This is a genomic window from Serratia sp. PGPR-27 (assembly GCF_022678525.1).
In the GTDB taxonomy this organism is placed as follows: domain Bacteria; phylum Pseudomonadota; class Gammaproteobacteria; order Enterobacterales; family Enterobacteriaceae; genus Serratia; species Serratia nematodiphila.
This window is the reverse complement of sequence record NZ_JALBYS010000045.1, coordinates 1-14,881: the sequence shown is the minus strand read 5'-3', so window position 1 is coordinate 14,881 and position 14,881 is coordinate 1. Positions and strand designations below refer to the sequence as shown.

The 14,881-nt window shown below is 59.1% G+C and carries 18 protein-coding genes and 1 pseudogene; 12 read left to right on the top strand and 7 right to left on the bottom strand.

Features of this window, described 5'->3' with window-relative positions:
- The first annotated feature begins 152 nt into the window (after positions 1-152).
- Positions 153-542 (top strand): inner membrane protein YbjM, encoded by a 390-nt coding sequence (locus MMS95_RS20600; RefSeq protein WP_015377289.1) that lies wholly within the window; start codon positions 153-155, stop codon positions 540-542.
- A gap of 38 nt (positions 543-580) precedes the next feature.
- On the opposite strand, the gene MMS95_RS20595 is transcribed toward MMS95_RS20600, so the two are convergent.
- The gene (locus MMS95_RS20595) at positions 581-844 is read right to left on the bottom strand and encodes a GrxA family glutaredoxin (RefSeq protein WP_004938676.1); all 264 of its coding nucleotides are present in this window, start codon (positions 842-844) and stop codon (positions 581-583) included.
- 230 nt (positions 845-1,074) lie between these two features.
- Between MMS95_RS20595 and MMS95_RS20590 the strand changes: the two genes are divergently transcribed.
- From MMS95_RS20590 to rlmC, 9 genes are all read left to right on the top strand, one after another.
- Positions 1,075-1,389 (top strand): YbjC family protein, encoded by a 315-nt coding sequence (locus MMS95_RS20590; protein ID WP_015377290.1) that lies wholly within the window; start codon positions 1,075-1,077, stop codon positions 1,387-1,389.
- Positions 1,390-1,443: 54 nt separating this feature from the next.
- Positions 1,444-2,346: a 30S ribosomal protein S6--L-glutamate ligase gene (rimK, locus tag MMS95_RS20585; protein ID WP_166729764.1), complete on the top strand. Its 903-nt coding sequence runs from the start codon at positions 1,444-1,446 to the stop codon at positions 2,344-2,346.
- A gap of 136 nt (positions 2,347-2,482) precedes the next feature.
- Positions 2,483-2,962, top strand: a complete 480-nt coding sequence (locus MMS95_RS20580; protein ID WP_004938666.1) for a YbjN domain-containing protein — start codon at positions 2,483-2,485, stop codon at positions 2,960-2,962.
- A gap of 406 nt (positions 2,963-3,368) precedes the next feature.
- A complete protein-coding gene (gene potF, locus MMS95_RS20575; protein ID WP_021504361.1) occupies positions 3,369-4,478 on the top strand; it encodes a spermidine/putrescine ABC transporter substrate-binding protein PotF in 1,110 nt (369 codons plus the stop codon).
- 122 nt (positions 4,479-4,600) lie between these two features.
- Positions 4,601-5,734, top strand: coding sequence for a putrescine ABC transporter ATP-binding subunit PotG (gene potG / locus MMS95_RS20570; RefSeq protein ID WP_004938650.1), 1,134 nt, complete (start codon positions 4,601-4,603; stop codon positions 5,732-5,734).
- 24 nt (positions 5,735-5,758) lie between these two features.
- The gene (gene potH, locus MMS95_RS20565; RefSeq protein ID WP_242142191.1) at positions 5,759-6,721 is read left to right on the top strand and encodes a putrescine ABC transporter permease PotH; all 963 of its coding nucleotides are present in this window, start codon (positions 5,759-5,761) and stop codon (positions 6,719-6,721) included.
- Positions 6,718-7,563: a putrescine ABC transporter permease PotI gene (gene potI, locus MMS95_RS20560; protein ID WP_103085734.1), complete on the top strand. Its 846-nt coding sequence runs from the start codon at positions 6,718-6,720 to the stop codon at positions 7,561-7,563. Before potH ends, potI begins: the two co-directional genes overlap by 4 nt.
- 104 nt (positions 7,564-7,667) lie before the next feature.
- Positions 7,668-8,147: a YbjO family protein gene (locus tag MMS95_RS20555; RefSeq protein WP_048322681.1), complete on the top strand. Its 480-nt coding sequence runs from the start codon at positions 7,668-7,670 to the stop codon at positions 8,145-8,147.
- Positions 8,148-8,216: 69 nt separating this feature from the next.
- Entirely contained in the window at positions 8,217-9,347 is a 1,131-nt protein-coding gene (gene rlmC / locus MMS95_RS20550; RefSeq protein WP_156865417.1) for a 23S rRNA (uracil(747)-C(5))-methyltransferase RlmC, read from the top strand.
- Positions 9,348-9,379: 32 nt separating this feature from the next.
- On the opposite strand, the gene artJ (MMS95_RS20545) is transcribed toward rlmC, so the two are convergent.
- The 6 genes from artJ (MMS95_RS20545) to MMS95_RS20520 form a co-directional block, all read right to left on the bottom strand.
- On the bottom strand, positions 9,380-10,114 hold the full coding sequence (artJ, locus tag MMS95_RS20545; protein ID WP_015377297.1) for an arginine ABC transporter substrate-binding protein: 735 nt from the start codon (positions 10,112-10,114) through the stop codon (positions 9,380-9,382).
- A gap of 199 nt (positions 10,115-10,313) precedes the next feature.
- Complete coding sequence (gene artM, locus MMS95_RS20540) at positions 10,314-10,982, bottom strand: arginine ABC transporter permease ArtM (RefSeq protein WP_004928418.1); 669 nt, start codon at positions 10,980-10,982, stop codon at positions 10,314-10,316.
- Positions 10,982-11,698 carry an arginine ABC transporter permease ArtQ gene (artQ, locus tag MMS95_RS20535; RefSeq protein WP_004928413.1) on the bottom strand — a complete coding sequence of 239 codons (717 nt, stop codon included), beginning with the start codon at positions 11,696-11,698 and terminating at the stop codon, positions 10,982-10,984. The genes artM and artQ overlap by 1 nt, the downstream gene beginning before the upstream one ends.
- Before the next feature lie 9 nt (positions 11,699-11,707).
- Positions 11,708-12,439, bottom strand: coding sequence for an arginine ABC transporter substrate-binding protein (artJ, locus tag MMS95_RS20530; protein WP_004928409.1), 732 nt, complete (start codon positions 12,437-12,439; stop codon positions 11,708-11,710).
- A gap of 32 nt (positions 12,440-12,471) precedes the next feature.
- Positions 12,472-13,200, bottom strand: coding sequence for an arginine ABC transporter ATP-binding protein ArtP (artP, locus tag MMS95_RS20525; protein WP_099982712.1), 729 nt, complete (start codon positions 13,198-13,200; stop codon positions 12,472-12,474).
- A gap of 262 nt (positions 13,201-13,462) precedes the next feature.
- Positions 13,463-14,005: a lipoprotein gene (locus MMS95_RS20520; RefSeq protein WP_015377301.1), complete on the bottom strand. Its 543-nt coding sequence runs from the start codon at positions 14,003-14,005 to the stop codon at positions 13,463-13,465.
- A gap of 159 nt (positions 14,006-14,164) precedes the next feature.
- Here MMS95_RS20520 and MMS95_RS20515 point away from each other — a divergent pair, with 159 nt between their 5' ends.
- Together MMS95_RS20515 and MMS95_RS20510 are read left to right on the top strand one after the other, a co-directional pair.
- Positions 14,165-14,488: a heavy metal-binding domain-containing protein gene (locus tag MMS95_RS20515; RefSeq protein ID WP_004928400.1), complete on the top strand. Its 324-nt coding sequence runs from the start codon at positions 14,165-14,167 to the stop codon at positions 14,486-14,488.
- 121 nt (positions 14,489-14,609) lie between these two features.
- Positions 14,610-14,881: pseudogene (locus MMS95_RS20510) on the top strand (N-acetylmuramoyl-L-alanine amidase); the annotation flags it as partial.

Sequence of the window (14,881 nt, the reverse complement as noted above, 5' to 3'; positions counted from 1 at the left end):
GACCGATGACAGCCAGCACAGAAAGCTGATTTCCTGCGCCGCCGTGCGCATTTAACTCTCTTTTGACCAAGGAAAAAATTCGGTTCAGCGTCACCGCACGGGTGACCAGGCCGATTTCTATTGATGCGGTAATTGGGCGGGGGAGAATTCGCATGACGAGTTATAGATATTGGCTGGGCATTCTCAGCTGTTTTCTGTTGTTCAGCCTGGTGTTTCTCGGCCAGCAAACCGGCCTGTTCGGCAGCACGGATCATGAGCACCACGGTGAAACCGGTCTGCTGCTGTTTGTGATCCCCGGCGCGATCGCCAGCTATCTGTCGAGCCGCAAGCGGCTGCTTTGCCCGTTGCTTGGCGCGCTGTATGCATTGCCGCTGTGCCTGCTGATCCGCCACTTCTGGCTGACGCCGTCCTCGTCGTTTTGGCAGGAACTGGCTTACGCCACCAGCGCGGTGTTCTGGTGCGTGTTCGGCGCGATGCTGATGCTGTTCGCCCTCGGTTTGTTGCACACGCTCCAGCAGTTGCACCGGCGGCAGCGGCAATAAAAAAAGGCGCATTAAGCGCCTTTTTGCCGTTCAAAAACTTACTGGAACAGGTTCAGGTGTTCTTTAGCGTAAGCTTCGAAATCGGTGCAGCCACCGATGTGCTTCTCATCCAGGAAGATCTGCGGCACGGTTTCAACCGGTTTGCCGACGGTTTTTTCCAGATCGGCCTTGGTGATGCCTTCCGCGTGGATGTCAACGTAACGGAAGTTGAAATCGTCGCGTTCTTCAGTCAGTTTTTCCGCCAGTTCTTTAGCGCGGACACAATAAGGACAGCCAGGACGCCCGAAGATTACTGCAAACATGCAACGCTCCTTAATTGGATTTTCGATAAATTATTCGCGATTGCAACGACATCCCGTCACCGAAAAAGTCATTACCTGCGTCAGATGGCGCCTACTATGCCCGTTGAGGCGGTGAAAAAAAAGCAGGAATTACCTGTTAATCTGATTCATGTAACCAATTAGTCTGCCGGGGCTGTCGCCGTCGGCGGGAATTCACTACACTGGGGGCAGACCTTCTGGAGAGGAAAAATATGCGTTCATTCGGTGACTTACCGCGCCCGGTGCTGGTGTTGGAAGGGCTGGGCATCGTGATGCTGGTGCTGGCCTACCTCAGCATTCACGGCCACCTGCAACTGCCGGGTTGGCTGGCGTCGCAGCAGGCGGCGGTCGGCATGATTTTCCTCGGCGTGGCGCTGATGGTGCCGGCGGCGGCGTTTCTGGTATGGCGCGTGGTGCAGGGCTTCGGGCCACTGATGCGCGGCGGCTTGCCGCCAGAAAACGATCGCCGCAAACCGCAAGATGCAGACGCATCGAAAGATAATCAGGATCGCGATCCGCGCGCCTGAGTGCCGCGGCCGCTAACTCGCCTGCCGGGCAGGCGTTGGCTTTTGGGGTGACGAGTGAAAATTGCCATTCTTTCTCGCGACGGATCGCTCTATTCATGTAAGCGGCTGCGTGAAGCGGCGGAAGATCGCGGGCACAGTATCGATATCATCGATCCGCTCTCCTGCTATATGAACATCAATCCGGCGGCGCCGACCATTCATTATCGCGGCCGTCAGCTGGAACGTTACGATGCGGTGATCCCGCGCATCGGCTCTGCCATTACCTTTTACGGCACGGCGGTGCTGCGCCAGTTCGAGCTGCTCGGCAGCTACCCCCTCAACGAATCCGTGGCCATTACCCGCGCCCGCGACAAGCTGCGTTCGCTGCAGCTGCTGGCGCGGCAGGGCATCGATCTGCCGATCACCGGTTTTGCCCATTCGCCGGACGACACCGGCGATCTGATCGAGCTGGTCGGCGGCGCGCCGCTGGTGGTCAAACTGGTGGAAGGCACGCAGGGCATCGGCGTGGTGCTGGCGGAAACCCGTCAGGCGGCGGAAAGCGTGATCGACGCCTTTCGCGGCCTGAACGCCCACATCCTGGTGCAGGAGTACGTGCGCGAGGCGCAGGGGTGCGATGTGCGCTGTCTGGTGGTGGGGGGCCGAGTGGTGGCCGCCATCGAGCGGCAGGCCAGGCCCGGCGAGTTTCGTTCCAACCTGCACCGTGGCGGCACCGCCCGCAAAGTGACCATCACCGCCAGGGAGCGGGCGATTGCGGTCAAAGCGGCGAACACGCTGGGGCTGGACGTGGCCGGGGTGGATATCCTGCGCGCCGAGCGCGGCCCGCTGGTGATGGAGGTCAACGCCTCACCGGGGCTGGAAGGGGTGGAAACCACTACCGGGCTGGACATTGCCGGCATGATGATCGAATACATCGAGCAGCGCGGCCGGCCGGGGTTCCGCCTGAAATCGGGCGGCTGACGGTACGCGCGTTGCGCTTTTCCCGCCGAGCAATATCTTAATTAGTGAATTAAGCCGCATTGATCGTGGCGTATCGGGTGAATATTCCGTAAGCTATGCGCCTTTTCGCGTTTTGAATATTGTGAGGCTGGTTATTATGGATTCACTCATTGTCCCCGATTTGGCGCTGTTGCGGCGCTGGCTGGATCAGTCGGGCATTTCTTTCTTTGAGTGCGATTCCTGCCAGGCGCTGCACCTGCCGCACATGCAGAACTTCGACGGCGTGTTCGACGCCAAGATAGATCTGGTGGATAACGTCATCCTGTTCTCCGCGCTGGCCGAGGTGAAGCCGACCGCGCTGATCCCGCTGGTGGCGGACCTGAGCCAGATCAACGCCAGCTCGCTGACCATCAAGGCGTTTGTCGACATTCAGGACGACAACCTGCCGAAGCTGATCGTCTGCCAGTCGCTGAGCGTGGCGGTCGGCATCACCTACGAGCAGTTCACCCACTTCATGCAGCAGGGCGAAGAGCAGGTCTCGATGGTGATCCTCGAGGCGCGGGCGAACGATCTGCTGTTTATGGGTGACGAAGAAGAGATCCCCGCTGGCGCCGTGCGTCAGCCGATGCTGCACTGATCCTCGCTGTACCTTAAGCATGCCGTCGCTCCGGCGGCATGCTGCCGTGACTCCCCTCCGCAATTAAATATTCTGCACTTAGGCCTCTGCCGCCCGATCTTTCTCGGCTTTTACGCCATTAATGCCGTATCACATAGAGAAAAATTGCATAAAAAATCGATAAATGGCGTTTTTTACCCTGGGGGCTGGCGGGTTGCGATGGCAGCGGCTATGCTGCTGATTCTGCAAAGGGCTTGCGATTTCCCTTGTAACCACGCGAGCAGGGCAGTGCAAAAAGGCGCATGCAATCATATGCATAGCCATTCAGTTCGCGGTTGCAACGATTGCGCTCAATCAGGAAAGGTTTTGTATCGCTGCAGATACAAGTTCAATTCTATGATTTACCCTGTTTTGGAGGAAGTTACGGATGGTCACCCAACGTAAAAAGTGGTTATCGGGTGTGGTTGCCGGTCTGTTGATGGCCGCGTCCGTCACGGCGTCAGCCGAAGAGAAAACGCTGCACGTGTATAACTGGTCCGACTATATCGCGCCGGATACCCTGGCCAAATTCCAGAAAGAAACCGGTATCAAAGTGGTGTACGACGTCTTTGACTCCAACGAAGTGTTGGAAGGCAAACTGATGGCGGGCAGCACCGGTTATGATCTGGTGGTTCCTTCATCCAACTTCCTCGAACGCCAGTCGCAGGCCGGCATCTTCGAACCGCTCGACAAGAGCAAAATGCCCAACTACAAGAATCTCGATCCCGAGATGCTGAAGCTGGTTGCACACAACGATAAAGACAACAAATACGGCATCCCATACCTGATGGTGACCACCGGCATCGGCTATAACGTCGACAAGGTGAAGGCGGCATTGGGCAAAGACGCGCCTGTCGACAGTTGGGATCTGATCCTCAAGCCGGAAAACCTCGAGAAGCTGAAAAGCTGCGGCGTCTCCTTCCTCGATGCGCCGAGCGAGGTTTACGCCACCGTGCTGCACTACCTGGGCAAGGATCCCAACAGCACCAATGCGGCGGACTACACCGGCGCGGCCAACGATCTGCTGCTGAAACTGCGGCCGAACATTCGTTACTTCCACTCTTCTCAGTACATCAACGACCTGGCTAACGGTGATATCTGCGTGGCGATCGGCTGGTCCGGCGACGTGATGCAGGCGGCCAACCGCGCCAAAGAGGCGAAGAACGGCGTGAACGTAGCCTACGCGATCCCGAAAGAGGGAGCGCTGACCTACTTTGACATGTTCGCCATGCCGGCGGACGCCAAGAACAAAGACGCCGCGTACCAGTTCCTGAACTTCCTGATGAAACCTGACGTGATGGCGGGCATCAGCAACTATGTCTATTACGCCAATGCGGTGAAAGACTCCACGCCGCTGGTGAACGCCGAAGTGCGCGAGAACCCGAACGTCTATCCGCCGGCCGATCTGCGCGCCAAGCTGTTCACGCTCAACGTGCAGTCGCCGAAGCTGGACCGTGTCATTACCCGCGCATGGACTAAAGTTAAAAGCGGGAAGTGATGATGGGGGGGATCCCCCCATCGTCGGTAAACCGGCAGGCGGGCGCTCCCCGCCTGCATTGCCGTTTTGGGCCACGGCGCTCGCCGTGGTTTTGTGCCGCTTTACGCCGGAGAGCACCCCGATTGAACGACGCCATCCCTCGTCCTCAAGCCAAGTCGCAGAAGGTCTTCACCCCTCTGCTGGAAATCCGTAACCTCACCAAAACCTTCGACGGGCAGAATGCGGTCGAAGACGTCAGCCTCACCATCTACAAGGGCGAGATCTTTGCGCTGCTTGGCCCGTCCGGCTGCGGCAAGTCCACCTTGCTGCGCATGCTGGCCGGCTTTGAACAGCCGACGGAAGGGCAGATCGTGCTCGACGGGCAGGATATGTCGCATGTGCCGCCGTACCAGCGGCCGATCAACATGATGTTTCAGTCGTACGCGCTGTTCCCGCACATGACCGTGGAGCAAAACATCGCGTTCGGCCTGAAGCAGGACAAAATGCCGCGGGCGGAGATCGCCGAACGGGTGGCGGAAATGCTGGCGCTGGTGCACATGCAGGAGTACGCCAAACGCAAACCGCACCAGCTTTCCGGCGGCCAGCGGCAGCGGGTGGCATTGGCACGCAGCTTGGCCAAGCGGCCGAAGTTGCTGCTGCTGGATGAACCGATGGGCGCGCTGGACAAGAAGCTGCGCGATCGCATGCAGCTGGAAGTGACCGACATTCTCGAGCGCGTCGGCGTGACCTGCGTGATGGTGACGCACGATCAGGAGGAGGCGATGACCATGGCGGGGCGTATCGCCATCATGAACCGCGGCAAGTTCGTGCAGATCGGCGAGCCGGAAGAGATCTACGAGCATCCGAACAGCCGCTTCAGCGCAGAGTTTATCGGTTCGGTCAACGTCTTCGACTGCGTGCTGCAAGAGCGCCACGACGATGCGCTGATCCTGCAAAGCCCCGGGTTGCGCCATGCGATCAAGGTGGATCCGGATGCCTCGGTGGTGGATGGCGTGCCGATCCAGGTGGCGCTGCGGCCGGAAAAGATCCTGCTGTGCGAACAAGTGCCGGAAGACGGCTGCAACTTCGCGGTGGGGGAAGTGGCGCACATTTCCTACCTGGGCGATCTGTCCATCTACCACGTGAAGCTGCACAGCGGGCAGATCATCAGCGCCCAGCTGCAAAACGGCCATCGTTTCCGCAAGGGGATGCCCACCTGGGGCGATGAAGTGCGTCTGTGCTGGGAAACCGACAGCTGCGTCGTGTTGACAGTGTAGTGGAGCCGGTGAGGAGTAACCCGTATGACCCTGCTTTCTGAACGTACGCCGGAACCGCCGGCCAAAACGCCCTCCACCCTCAAGGTCCTGTTCCATCGCCTGCTGATGGCTCACGGCCGCAAGCTGGTGATCGCATTGCCGTATTTATGGCTGACGCTGCTGTTTATGCTGCCGTTCCTGATCGTGTTCAAGATCAGCCTGGCGGAGCTGGCGTTGGCGGTGCCGCCCTACACCGAGCTGATGAGCTGGGTGGACGGCAAGCTGAACATTGCGCTCAACTTCGCCAACTATCTGCAGCTGACCGACGATCCGTTGTATATCGATGCCTACCTGCAGTCGCTGCGCGTGGCGGCGGTCTCGACGCTGTGTTGCCTGATCATCGGCTATCCGTTGGCCTGGGCGGTGGCGCACAGCAAGGCGTCGACCCGCAACATTCTGCTGTTGCTGGTGATCCTGCCTTCCTGGACTTCGTTCCTGATCCGCGTCTACGCCTGGATGGGGATCCTGAAAAACAACGGCACGCTGAATAACTTTCTGATGTGGCTAGGGGTGATCGATCAACCTCTGGTGATCCTGCACACCAACCTGGCGGTGTATATCGGCATCGTTTATTCCTATCTGCCGTTTATGGTGCTGCCGATTTACACGGCGCTGATCCGGCTGGATTACTCGCTGGTGGAGGCGTCGCTGGATCTGGGCGCCCGGCCGCTGAAAACCTTCTTCAGCGTGATCGTGCCGCTGACGCGCGGCGGCATCATCGCCGGTTCGATGCTGGTGTTCATTCCGGCAGTGGGGGAGTTCGTGATCCCGGAACTGCTCGGCGGGCCGGACAGCATCATGATCGGCCGCGTGCTATGGCAGGAGTTCTTCAATAACCGCGACTGGCCGGTGGCCTCGGCGGTCGCCACCATCATGCTGCTGTTGCTGATCGTGCCAATTTTGTGGTTCCACAAACACCAGAACAAGGAAATAGGGGGGCAGGAATGAACAACTTGCCGGTAGTGCGTTCACCGTGGCGCATCGCCATCCTGACTGTCGGCTTTACCTTCCTGTATGCGCCGATGCTGATGCTGGTGATCTATTCCTTCAACAGCTCCAAGCTGGTGACGGTGTGGGCCGGCTGGTCCACGCGCTGGTATAGCGAACTGTTCCACGATTCGGCGATGATCAGCGCGGTGGGGCTCAGCCTGACCATCGCCGCCGCCTCCGCCACCGCCGCGGTGGTACTGGGGGCCATCGCCGCCGTGGTGATGGTGCGATTCGGCCGCTTTCGCGGTTCGACCGGCTTCGCGTTTATGCTGACCGCGCCGCTGGTGATGCCGGACGTGATCACCGGCCTGTCGCTGCTGCTGCTGTTCGTGGCGATGGGGCATGCCTTCGGCTGGCCGTCGGAACGTGGCATGTTCACTATCTGGCTGGCGCATGTCACCTTCTGTACCGCTTATGTGGCGGTGGTCATCAGTTCGCGTCTGCGCGAGGTGGATCGCTCGATTGAAGAGGCGGCAATGGATCTGGGGGCGCCGCCGCTGAAGGTGTTCTTCGTCATCACCTTGCCGATGATTGCGCCGGCGCTGATCTCCGGCTGGATGCTGGCGTTTACCCTGTCGCTGGATGACCTGGTGATCGCCAGCTTCGTCTCCGGCCCGGGCGCCACCACGCTGCCGATGCTGGTGTTCTCCAGCGTGCGCATGGGGGTAAACCCGGAAATTAACGCGTTGGCCAGCCTGATCCTGCTGGTGGTGGGCATCCTCGGCCTGATCGCCTGGTGGTTTATGGCGCGCTCGGAAAAACAACGATCGCGTGAATTGCAGCGGGCGACCCGTAGCTGAATCGTAACAAACCTGCTATTTTTGCAATCAATAAGTATTGCAACTAACTACCTGACTTTACATGTGCCACCTGTATAGGTGGCGCGTCGTAGCGGAACACGGATATGTCAGACATGCTGAAAAGCGGGCAGGGAATGGGATCGACGTCGGATGCGCCGGTGCCGGTGATGGTGGCGGGCACCGCCATGGTGGCGATCAAGTGTATCAGCGTGCTGCTGCTGCTGGGTGAGCTGGGCGTCGACGGCGCGCAGGAGTTCGTCAACACCAGCGCGCAGGCGTGGGATTCCACCTTTATCTTTCTGGCCGGCCTGATGCTGCTGTGCCTGCAAATCAGCTGCGGCTTTGCGGTGATGCGCGGCCGCAATTGGGGGCGCTGGGGCTATGTGGCCTGCCAGTGCATCGTGGTGCTTTACCTGCTGTTGGCCACCATCGGCAGCGTCTTCCCAGAGGTGTTCACCGTGGAGGGGGAAACCAGCGGCCAAATCTTGCACGTTCTGATCCTGCAAAAGATCCCCGACGTGGTGATCCTGGCGTTGCTGTTCGTTCCTGCCGCCAGCCGCCGCTTCTTCACCGCGCGCAAGTGAGATTTTAGGCGCGCGGAGTGGTAAACTCTGCGCCTTTAATTCGTCATCCTGAACTTCACGGTAATCTTCATGCATTGCGCTTTGTATACGGCGGGCACCTGCCGTTCCTGTCAGTGGCTGGAAAAGCCCTATCCGCAGCAACTGGCCGACAAACAGCATCACCTGCAATCGCTGCTGGCCGGGCGCGACGTCGCGCAGTGGCTGCAGCCGGTGGCGGGGGAACTGAGCGCATTTCGCAATAAAGCCAAGATGGTGGTCAGCGGCAGCGTGGAGCGACCGCTGCTCGGCATGCTGCACCGCGACGGCACGCCGGTCGATCTGAGCGACTGCCCGCTGTACCCCGCCGGTTTTGCGCCGATGTTTGCGGTGCTGAAAAGCTTTATCGCCCGCGCCGGTCTGACGCCGTATAACGTAGCGCGCAAACGCGGCGAGCTGAAATACCTGCTGCTGACCGAAAGCACGCTCGACGGCGGCGTGATGCTGCGTTTCGTGCTGCGCTCGGAAACCAAACTGGCGCAGCTGCGCGCCGCGCTGCCGTGGCTGCAGCAGCAGCTGCCGCAGCTCAGGGTGATCTCCGCCAATATTCAACCGGTGCATATGGCGATCATGGAAGGGGAGCGCGAGATCGCGCTGACCGAACAGCAGGCGCTGGAGGAACAGTTCAATCAGGTGCCGCTGTTCATCCGCCCGCAAAGCTTCTTTCAGACCAACCCGCAGGTGGCCGCCGCTCTGTATGCCACCGCCCGCGACTGGGTGCGCGCGCTGGGTATCGACAGCATGTGGGATCTGTTCTGCGGCGTCGGCGGTTTCGGCCTGCACTGCGCGCAGCCGCAGACGCGATTGACCGGCATCGAAATCAGCGCGGAGGCGATCGCCTGCGCGCGCCAGTCGGCGCAGCGGTTAGGGTTGTTGCAGGTAGATTTTCAGGCGCTCGATTCCACCCGCTTCGCCATCGCCGAAGGCCAGGTGCCGCAGCTGGTGTTGGTCAACCCGCCGCGCCGTGGCATCGGTCAGGCGCTGTGCGACTATTTGAGCCGGATGGCGCCGGACTATATTCTGTATTCGAGCTGCAACGCCGAGAGCATGGCGAAAGATATCGAGATGTTGCCGGGGTATCACATCGAACGGGTGCAGCTGTTCGACATGTTCCCGCATACCTCGCACTACGAAGTGCTGACGCTGCTGGTGCGGCGTTTATAAAACATAAGGCCCGGTTATCCGGGCCTTATTGCTTACTGCGGGAACCACTTGTCGTTGATGGCCTTGTAGGTGCCGTCGGCCTTGATGGCGTCCAGCGCGGCGTTCAGCTTGGCCAGCAGCGCCTGGTTGTCCGGGCGCACCGCGATGCCGAGACCGGTGCCGAAGTATTGCGCATCGGTGATGTGCTCGCCCACCGGCGCCAGCTGCGGGTTGGTTTTCAGCCACTCGTTCACCACGGCGGTGTCGCCGAACACGCCGTCGATACGGCCGTTTTTCAGCTCCAGAATGGCGTTCTGGTAGCTGTCGTAAGAAACGGTGTTAATCTCCGGGTGCTTGTCCTGCATGTATTTCTGGTGGGTGGTGCCGTTTTCCATGCCGAGCTTTTTGCCTTTCAGATCCGCCAGCGAACTGAACTTGCCTTTTTGCGCGATCACGATCGCCGAGTTGGCGTAGTAAGGCTGGGTAAAGGCGACCTGTTTGCTGCGCTCCGGCGTGATATCCATGCCGGAAATCACCGCATCGTATTTCTTGAATTTCAGCGCGGCGATCAGGCTGTCGAACGCCTGGTTGGTGAAGGTGCACTGCGCCTGCATCTGCTTGCACAGCGCGTTGGCCAGATCGATATCGAAGCCGACGATCTGGTTGTTGGCGTCGAGCGATTCGAACGGTGGGTAGGTGGCGGAGGCGGCGAAGCGGATGGTTTCGGCCGCGGTGGCGTTAAAGGTCATCCCGGCCAACATCGTCGCGGCAAGCAGCAGTTTTTTCATGCGTAGAGCTCCTGTCTGGATCCTGAAAGTGATTATTCGCTATCGTTTGTTTTTACTGGTAATCGCCAGAGGTTTTTGCGCGAATGCCTGTTGTTAACCCTGCCATTGAGTGAATTAAAATGCAATATAAATGATTAAGTATTGCATTGAGGGGTAAAAAAAGCCCCGCACAATGGCGGGGCTCATGGGGGCGGCGGCCTCAGTTGCGGCGTTCAAACGCCAGCGCGCGGCGCTCCACCAGGCGCATCAGCAGCGTCAGCAGGCCGTTGACGCACAGGTACACCAGGCCGGCGGCGCCGAACACCATCACGTCGTAGGTGCGGCCGTACATCAGCTGGCTGTAGCCCATCACTTCCATCAGCGTGATGGTATAGGCCAGCGAGGTGCTTTTGAACACCAGCACCACTTCGTTGGAGTAAGACGACAGGGCGCGCTTGAAGGCGAACGGCAGCAGAATGCGCAGCGTCTGCCGGCGCGACATGCCAAGCGCTTCGCACGATTGCCACTGCCCGGCGGGAATGGCACGCACCGCGCCGTAGAACAACTGCGTGGTGTAGGCCGCGCTGTTCAGCGCCAGCGCTATCATCGCACACAGCCAGGGCTGCGACAGCAGGTTCCACAGCCAAGGGTAGTCGCGGATCGCCGGGAACTGGCCGGGGCCGTAGTAGATCAGGAAGATCTGCACCAGCAGCGGCGTGCCGGTGAACAGCGTCACATAAACCTTGACCAACGGCGTCAGGATCGGCGTTTTCAGCGTCAGGATCACCGTCAGCAGCAGCGACAGCACCAGCGCGACGATCAGCGCGGCGACGGTCAGCGTCAGGCTGGTGTGCAACCCTTTGAGGATCTCCGGCAAATATTCAATCATCAGGCCGGCCCCCGCTCAAAGCGCGTGGCGCGCAGCTCAATGCGTTTGATGACGTATTGGCTGAACAGCGTCACCAGCAGGTAGATGGCCGCGGCGATCACATACCAGGTAAAAGGCTCCTGGGTGCGGGTGGCGATGCTCTTGGTTTGCAGCATCAGATCGTTCACGCTGATCAGCGACACCAGCGCGGTGTCTTTCAACAGCACCAGCCACTGATTGCCGAGGCCGGGCAGGGCGTGGCGCCACATCTGCGGCATGATCAGGCGAAAGAAGATCGCCGCCTTACTCAGTCCAAGCGCCTGACCGGATTCCCACTGCCCCTGCGGCACCGCTTTGAGCGCGCCGCGCAGCGTCTGCGAGGCGTAGGCGGAATAGAGCAGAGCCAGAGCGATCACCCCGCACAGGAACGGGCTGACTTCGAAATTGTCGATCGCCAACTGAATCGGCAGCTGGAACAGACCGAGGTTGAGGGTAAAGCCGTCGGAGAGCATCAGCAGCAGCTGCGACGAGCCGAAATAGATAAACAGCACCACCAGGATTTCTGGCAGGCCGCGCAACACGGTCACCCAGGCGGTGCCGAGCCAGCTGACCGCTTTCCAGCGGGACGATTCCCATACGGCGAACAGCATCGCCAGAATCAGCCCGAGGATCAGGGCGCAAACGGCAAGGCCGACGGTCATGCCGGCGGCGCTTGCTAAAGGTTGTAATTCATTCATTTGGGCGTATTACTGCTGGAACCATTTTTTGTAGATGGTTTCATAGGTCCCATCCTGCTTGATCTTGTCCAGAGCGGCGTTGAACTTGCCCTGCAGATCGGTGTTCTTCTGGCGCACCGCGATGCCAAGGCCGGTGCCGAAGTAGTCTTTGTCGGTCACTTTGGCGCCCACTGCCGCCAGCGCGTCATTCTGCTTCAGCCACTCGTTGACCACCGCGGTATCGCCGAACACCGCATCAACGCGGCCGTTCTTCAGATCCAAAATGGCGTTCTGGTAGCTGTCGTAAGGCACGGTGGTGATTTCCGGGTGCTTGTCGGTCAGGTATTTCTGGTGGGTGGTGCCGTTTTGCACGCCGACTTTCTTGCCTTTCAGCGCCGCCACGTCGGCAATTTTTCCTTTCTGCGCGATGAACAGCGCCGAGTTATCGTAGTAAGGCTTGGTGAACAGCACCTGCTTCTCACGCTCCGGCGTAATGTCCATACCGGCCATCACCGCATCGAAACGCTTGAACTTCAGGCTTGGGATCAGGCTGTCGAACGCCTGGTTGGTGAAGGTACACTCGGCCTGCATTTCTTTGCACAGCGCGTTGGCCAGATCGACATCAAAACCCTGAATCTTGTTGCCGGCGTCAATAAATTCAAACGGAGGATAGGAGGCTTCGGTAGCGAAACGGATGGTTTCGGCTGCGGAGGCGGAAACGCTGATGCCGGCCAGAACGGCGGCGATTATTAGTTTTTTCATCGCAAACTCCCCAAATTACAGCAAGTTAATTGTTAGTGTGATAAGTAATTAGCAAACTCGGTGGTCCGCGGCTGCGTGAAGTGGCTGCTGTCGCCTTGCTCCACTACGTGGCCGTTTTCCATGTACACCACGCGGCTGGCGGTTTTGCGCGCCACTTCCACTTCGTGGGTGACGATCACCTGCGTGATGCCGGTGCCGGCCAGTTCGCGAATGATGCTGACGATCTGGGCGGTGATTTCCGGATCCAGCGCTGCGGTCGGTTCATCGAACAGCAACACCTGCGGCTCCATCATCAGGGCGCGGGCGATCGCCACGCGCTGCTGCTGGCCACCGGAAAGGTGCAGCGGGAAGCGATCGGCGAAGTCGGTCAGGCGCAGACGCTTGAGCAGCTTGTCGGCGCGCTCCATCGCCTGAGCCTTGTTCAGACCCAGCACGCGGCAAGGTGCCTCGATCAGGTTCTGAACCACGGTGAGGTGAGGCCACAGGTTGTATTGCTGGAACACCATGCCGACGTTTTGGCGCAGTTCGCGAATGGCTTTCTCGCCCGGCGCCTGCCTGAAGTCGAATTGGTTGCCGGCGATCTGCAGTTGGCCCGAACGCGGCATTTCCAGCAGGTTCAGCACCCGCAGCAATGAACTTTTCCCGGCGCCGCTTGGGCCAAGCAGCACCAGGGTTTCCCCGGCTGGACATTCCAGCGTGATGTCAAACAGCGCCTGGTGAGCGCCGTAATAGCAATTGATACCGTTAAGTTGAATACTCATGCGCCAGAATTGAATAGACATTGATGCCGCAAATGTTAACTTCCACAGAATACTTATGCAATCTTTGTGCGTTAAAATTTATGAGTGTGCGGCGGGACGGTAAAAGATTAGCACAAGATACCGCGACTCAAGCCGAGGGAGGGGATTTGTGGCGCAGGCTGTGAGATCGGTAGCGAAATTTTTTCTATTGGACGAAATTCGAGCGGTAGACGGGCGGCGGGATGACCGACGCGGCCAGCCCGCGTCGGCCGGGGGAAGCGGGTTACTGGTTTTCCAGCACCTGGCGTACGCTGCCGTTGGTGGCGTGCGCTGGAACATTCAGGTAGCGAATATCATCAACCACCCAGCAGGTGCCTTCGCGCACCATTAGCACTTCGTCCTGCCAGTTCACGGTGCTGTTGGCGTCTTTCTGGTAGCTCAGGTCAACGCGCAGCGGGATGTTCTTCGCATCGGTGTTGGGAATGGTCGAGGCGCTGGCGACGGATGCGCTGCTTGGCCCCTGCGCATTGCCGGAGAACAGATCGCCGGTAATCTGATGCTTGCCCGGGTTTTGAGCAGTGCTGACCAGATCCTGATACAGCACTTTGCTCAGATAAGGCTGCAGCTGCGCCAGGCGGTTGCTGTCCGGCAGGCCGGCGCCCTGCTGGATGCGCAGGTCATAGAACTTTTGCGCGACCGTATCCGGGCCGCCTTCCACACAGCTGCCGCTGCGGGTGCCGATATCCTTGTATGCCGGTTCCACCGTGGTACAGGCACTCAGCAACAGCGCTAAGGGTAAAACAGCCGCAATCGTTTTTGTTTTCATCTTATTACCTTATGTGAAAGTCTCTACCATGAAGACCGATAGCTTACAGTATAAATGCGTTTTTTGGCCTTGCATTCGTACTGCGTGCCATTGATTAAGCGAACATAATGTCAATCTTCTGGTCATAGATACGTTGAATTAATCAAACAAGGAGTTCTGATGCAGCTTTCAACTACCCCGACCCTGGAAGGGTTTACCATCACCGAATACTGCGGCGTCGTCACCGGCGAAGCGATTCTCGGCGCCAACATTTTTCGTGATTTCTTCGCTGGCGTGCGCGATATCGTCGGCGGCCGTTCGGGCGCTTACGAGAAAGAGCTGCGCAAGGCGCGCCTGATCGCGTTCGAAGAACTGGAAGATCAGGCGAAAGAGCTGGGCGCCAACGCGGTGGTCGGCATTGATATCGATTATGAAACCGTTGGCAAAGACGGCAGCATGCTGATGGTGACCGTCAGTGGCACCGCGGTGAAAGTCAGCCGCTAATCCCATGCCTTAACGCCCTGGCTCACGCCGGGGCGTTTTTACTTTGTCGGCGGGTGGCTTCCGTGGCGACTATTGCTTAACGTTAACGTTAGATCAAATCACCAAACCACAGGGAGGATAAGTGAAAATTTGGCCAGGGATCATCGCCGCCGCGCTGTTGGCTGGGTGCCAAAATCCGCAGCAGGACACGCTCGTCGATCGCGGCGCTTACCAGCTCGAGACGCTGCATCAGGCGCAGGGCGCCGATCGGCGCATTCGCTTTCTGGTGATGCACTACACGGCGGAAGATTTCCATTCATCGCTGAAAACGCTGACCGATGAACACGTCAGCGCGCACTATCTGTTGCCGGCGCATCCGCAGCGTGAACACGGCAAACCGACGGTGTACCGGCT

What these genes read in the sequence shown, in the direction of transcription:
- MMS95_RS20515 (WP_004928400.1), top strand. Translation starts at nt 14,165, where the DNA reads ATGCAGCTTTCAACTACCCCGACCCTGGAAGGGTTTACCATCACCGAA.
- rlmC (WP_156865417.1), top strand. Translation starts at nt 8,217, where the DNA reads ATGCATTGCGCTTTGTATACGGCGGGCACCTGCCGTTCCTGTCAGTGG.
- MMS95_RS20555 (WP_048322681.1), top strand. Translation starts at nt 7,668, where the DNA reads ATGTCAGACATGCTGAAAAGCGGGCAGGGAATGGGATCGACGTCGGAT.
- potI (WP_103085734.1), top strand. Translation starts at nt 6,718, where the DNA reads ATGAACAACTTGCCGGTAGTGCGTTCACCGTGGCGCATCGCCATCCTG.
- artJ (WP_004928409.1), bottom strand. Translation starts at nt 12,439, where the DNA reads ATGAAAAAACTAATAATCGCCGCCGTTCTGGCCGGCATCAGCGTTTCC.
- MMS95_RS20595 (WP_004938676.1), bottom strand. Translation starts at nt 844, where the DNA reads ATGTTTGCAGTAATCTTCGGGCGTCCTGGCTGTCCTTATTGTGTCCGC.
- MMS95_RS20600 (WP_015377289.1), top strand. Translation starts at nt 153, where the DNA reads ATGACGAGTTATAGATATTGGCTGGGCATTCTCAGCTGTTTTCTGTTG.
- potF (WP_021504361.1), top strand. Translation starts at nt 3,369, where the DNA reads ATGGTCACCCAACGTAAAAAGTGGTTATCGGGTGTGGTTGCCGGTCTG.
- artM (WP_004928418.1), bottom strand. Translation starts at nt 10,982, where the DNA reads ATGATTGAATATTTGCCGGAGATCCTCAAAGGGTTGCACACCAGCCTG.
- MMS95_RS20520 (WP_015377301.1), bottom strand. Translation starts at nt 14,005, where the DNA reads ATGAAAACAAAAACGATTGCGGCTGTTTTACCCTTAGCGCTGTTGCTG.
- MMS95_RS20580 (WP_004938666.1), top strand. Translation starts at nt 2,483, where the DNA reads ATGGATTCACTCATTGTCCCCGATTTGGCGCTGTTGCGGCGCTGGCTG.
- artP (WP_099982712.1), bottom strand. Translation starts at nt 13,200, where the DNA reads ATGAGTATTCAACTTAACGGTATCAATTGCTATTACGGCGCTCACCAG.
- MMS95_RS20590 (WP_015377290.1), top strand. Translation starts at nt 1,075, where the DNA reads ATGCGTTCATTCGGTGACTTACCGCGCCCGGTGCTGGTGTTGGAAGGG.
- artQ (WP_004928413.1), bottom strand. Translation starts at nt 11,698, where the DNA reads ATGAATGAATTACAACCTTTAGCAAGCGCCGCCGGCATGACCGTCGGC.
- artJ (WP_015377297.1), bottom strand. Translation starts at nt 10,114, where the DNA reads ATGAAAAAACTGCTGCTTGCCGCGACGATGTTGGCCGGGATGACCTTT.
- potH (WP_242142191.1), top strand. Translation starts at nt 5,759, where the DNA reads ATGACCCTGCTTTCTGAACGTACGCCGGAACCGCCGGCCAAAACGCCC.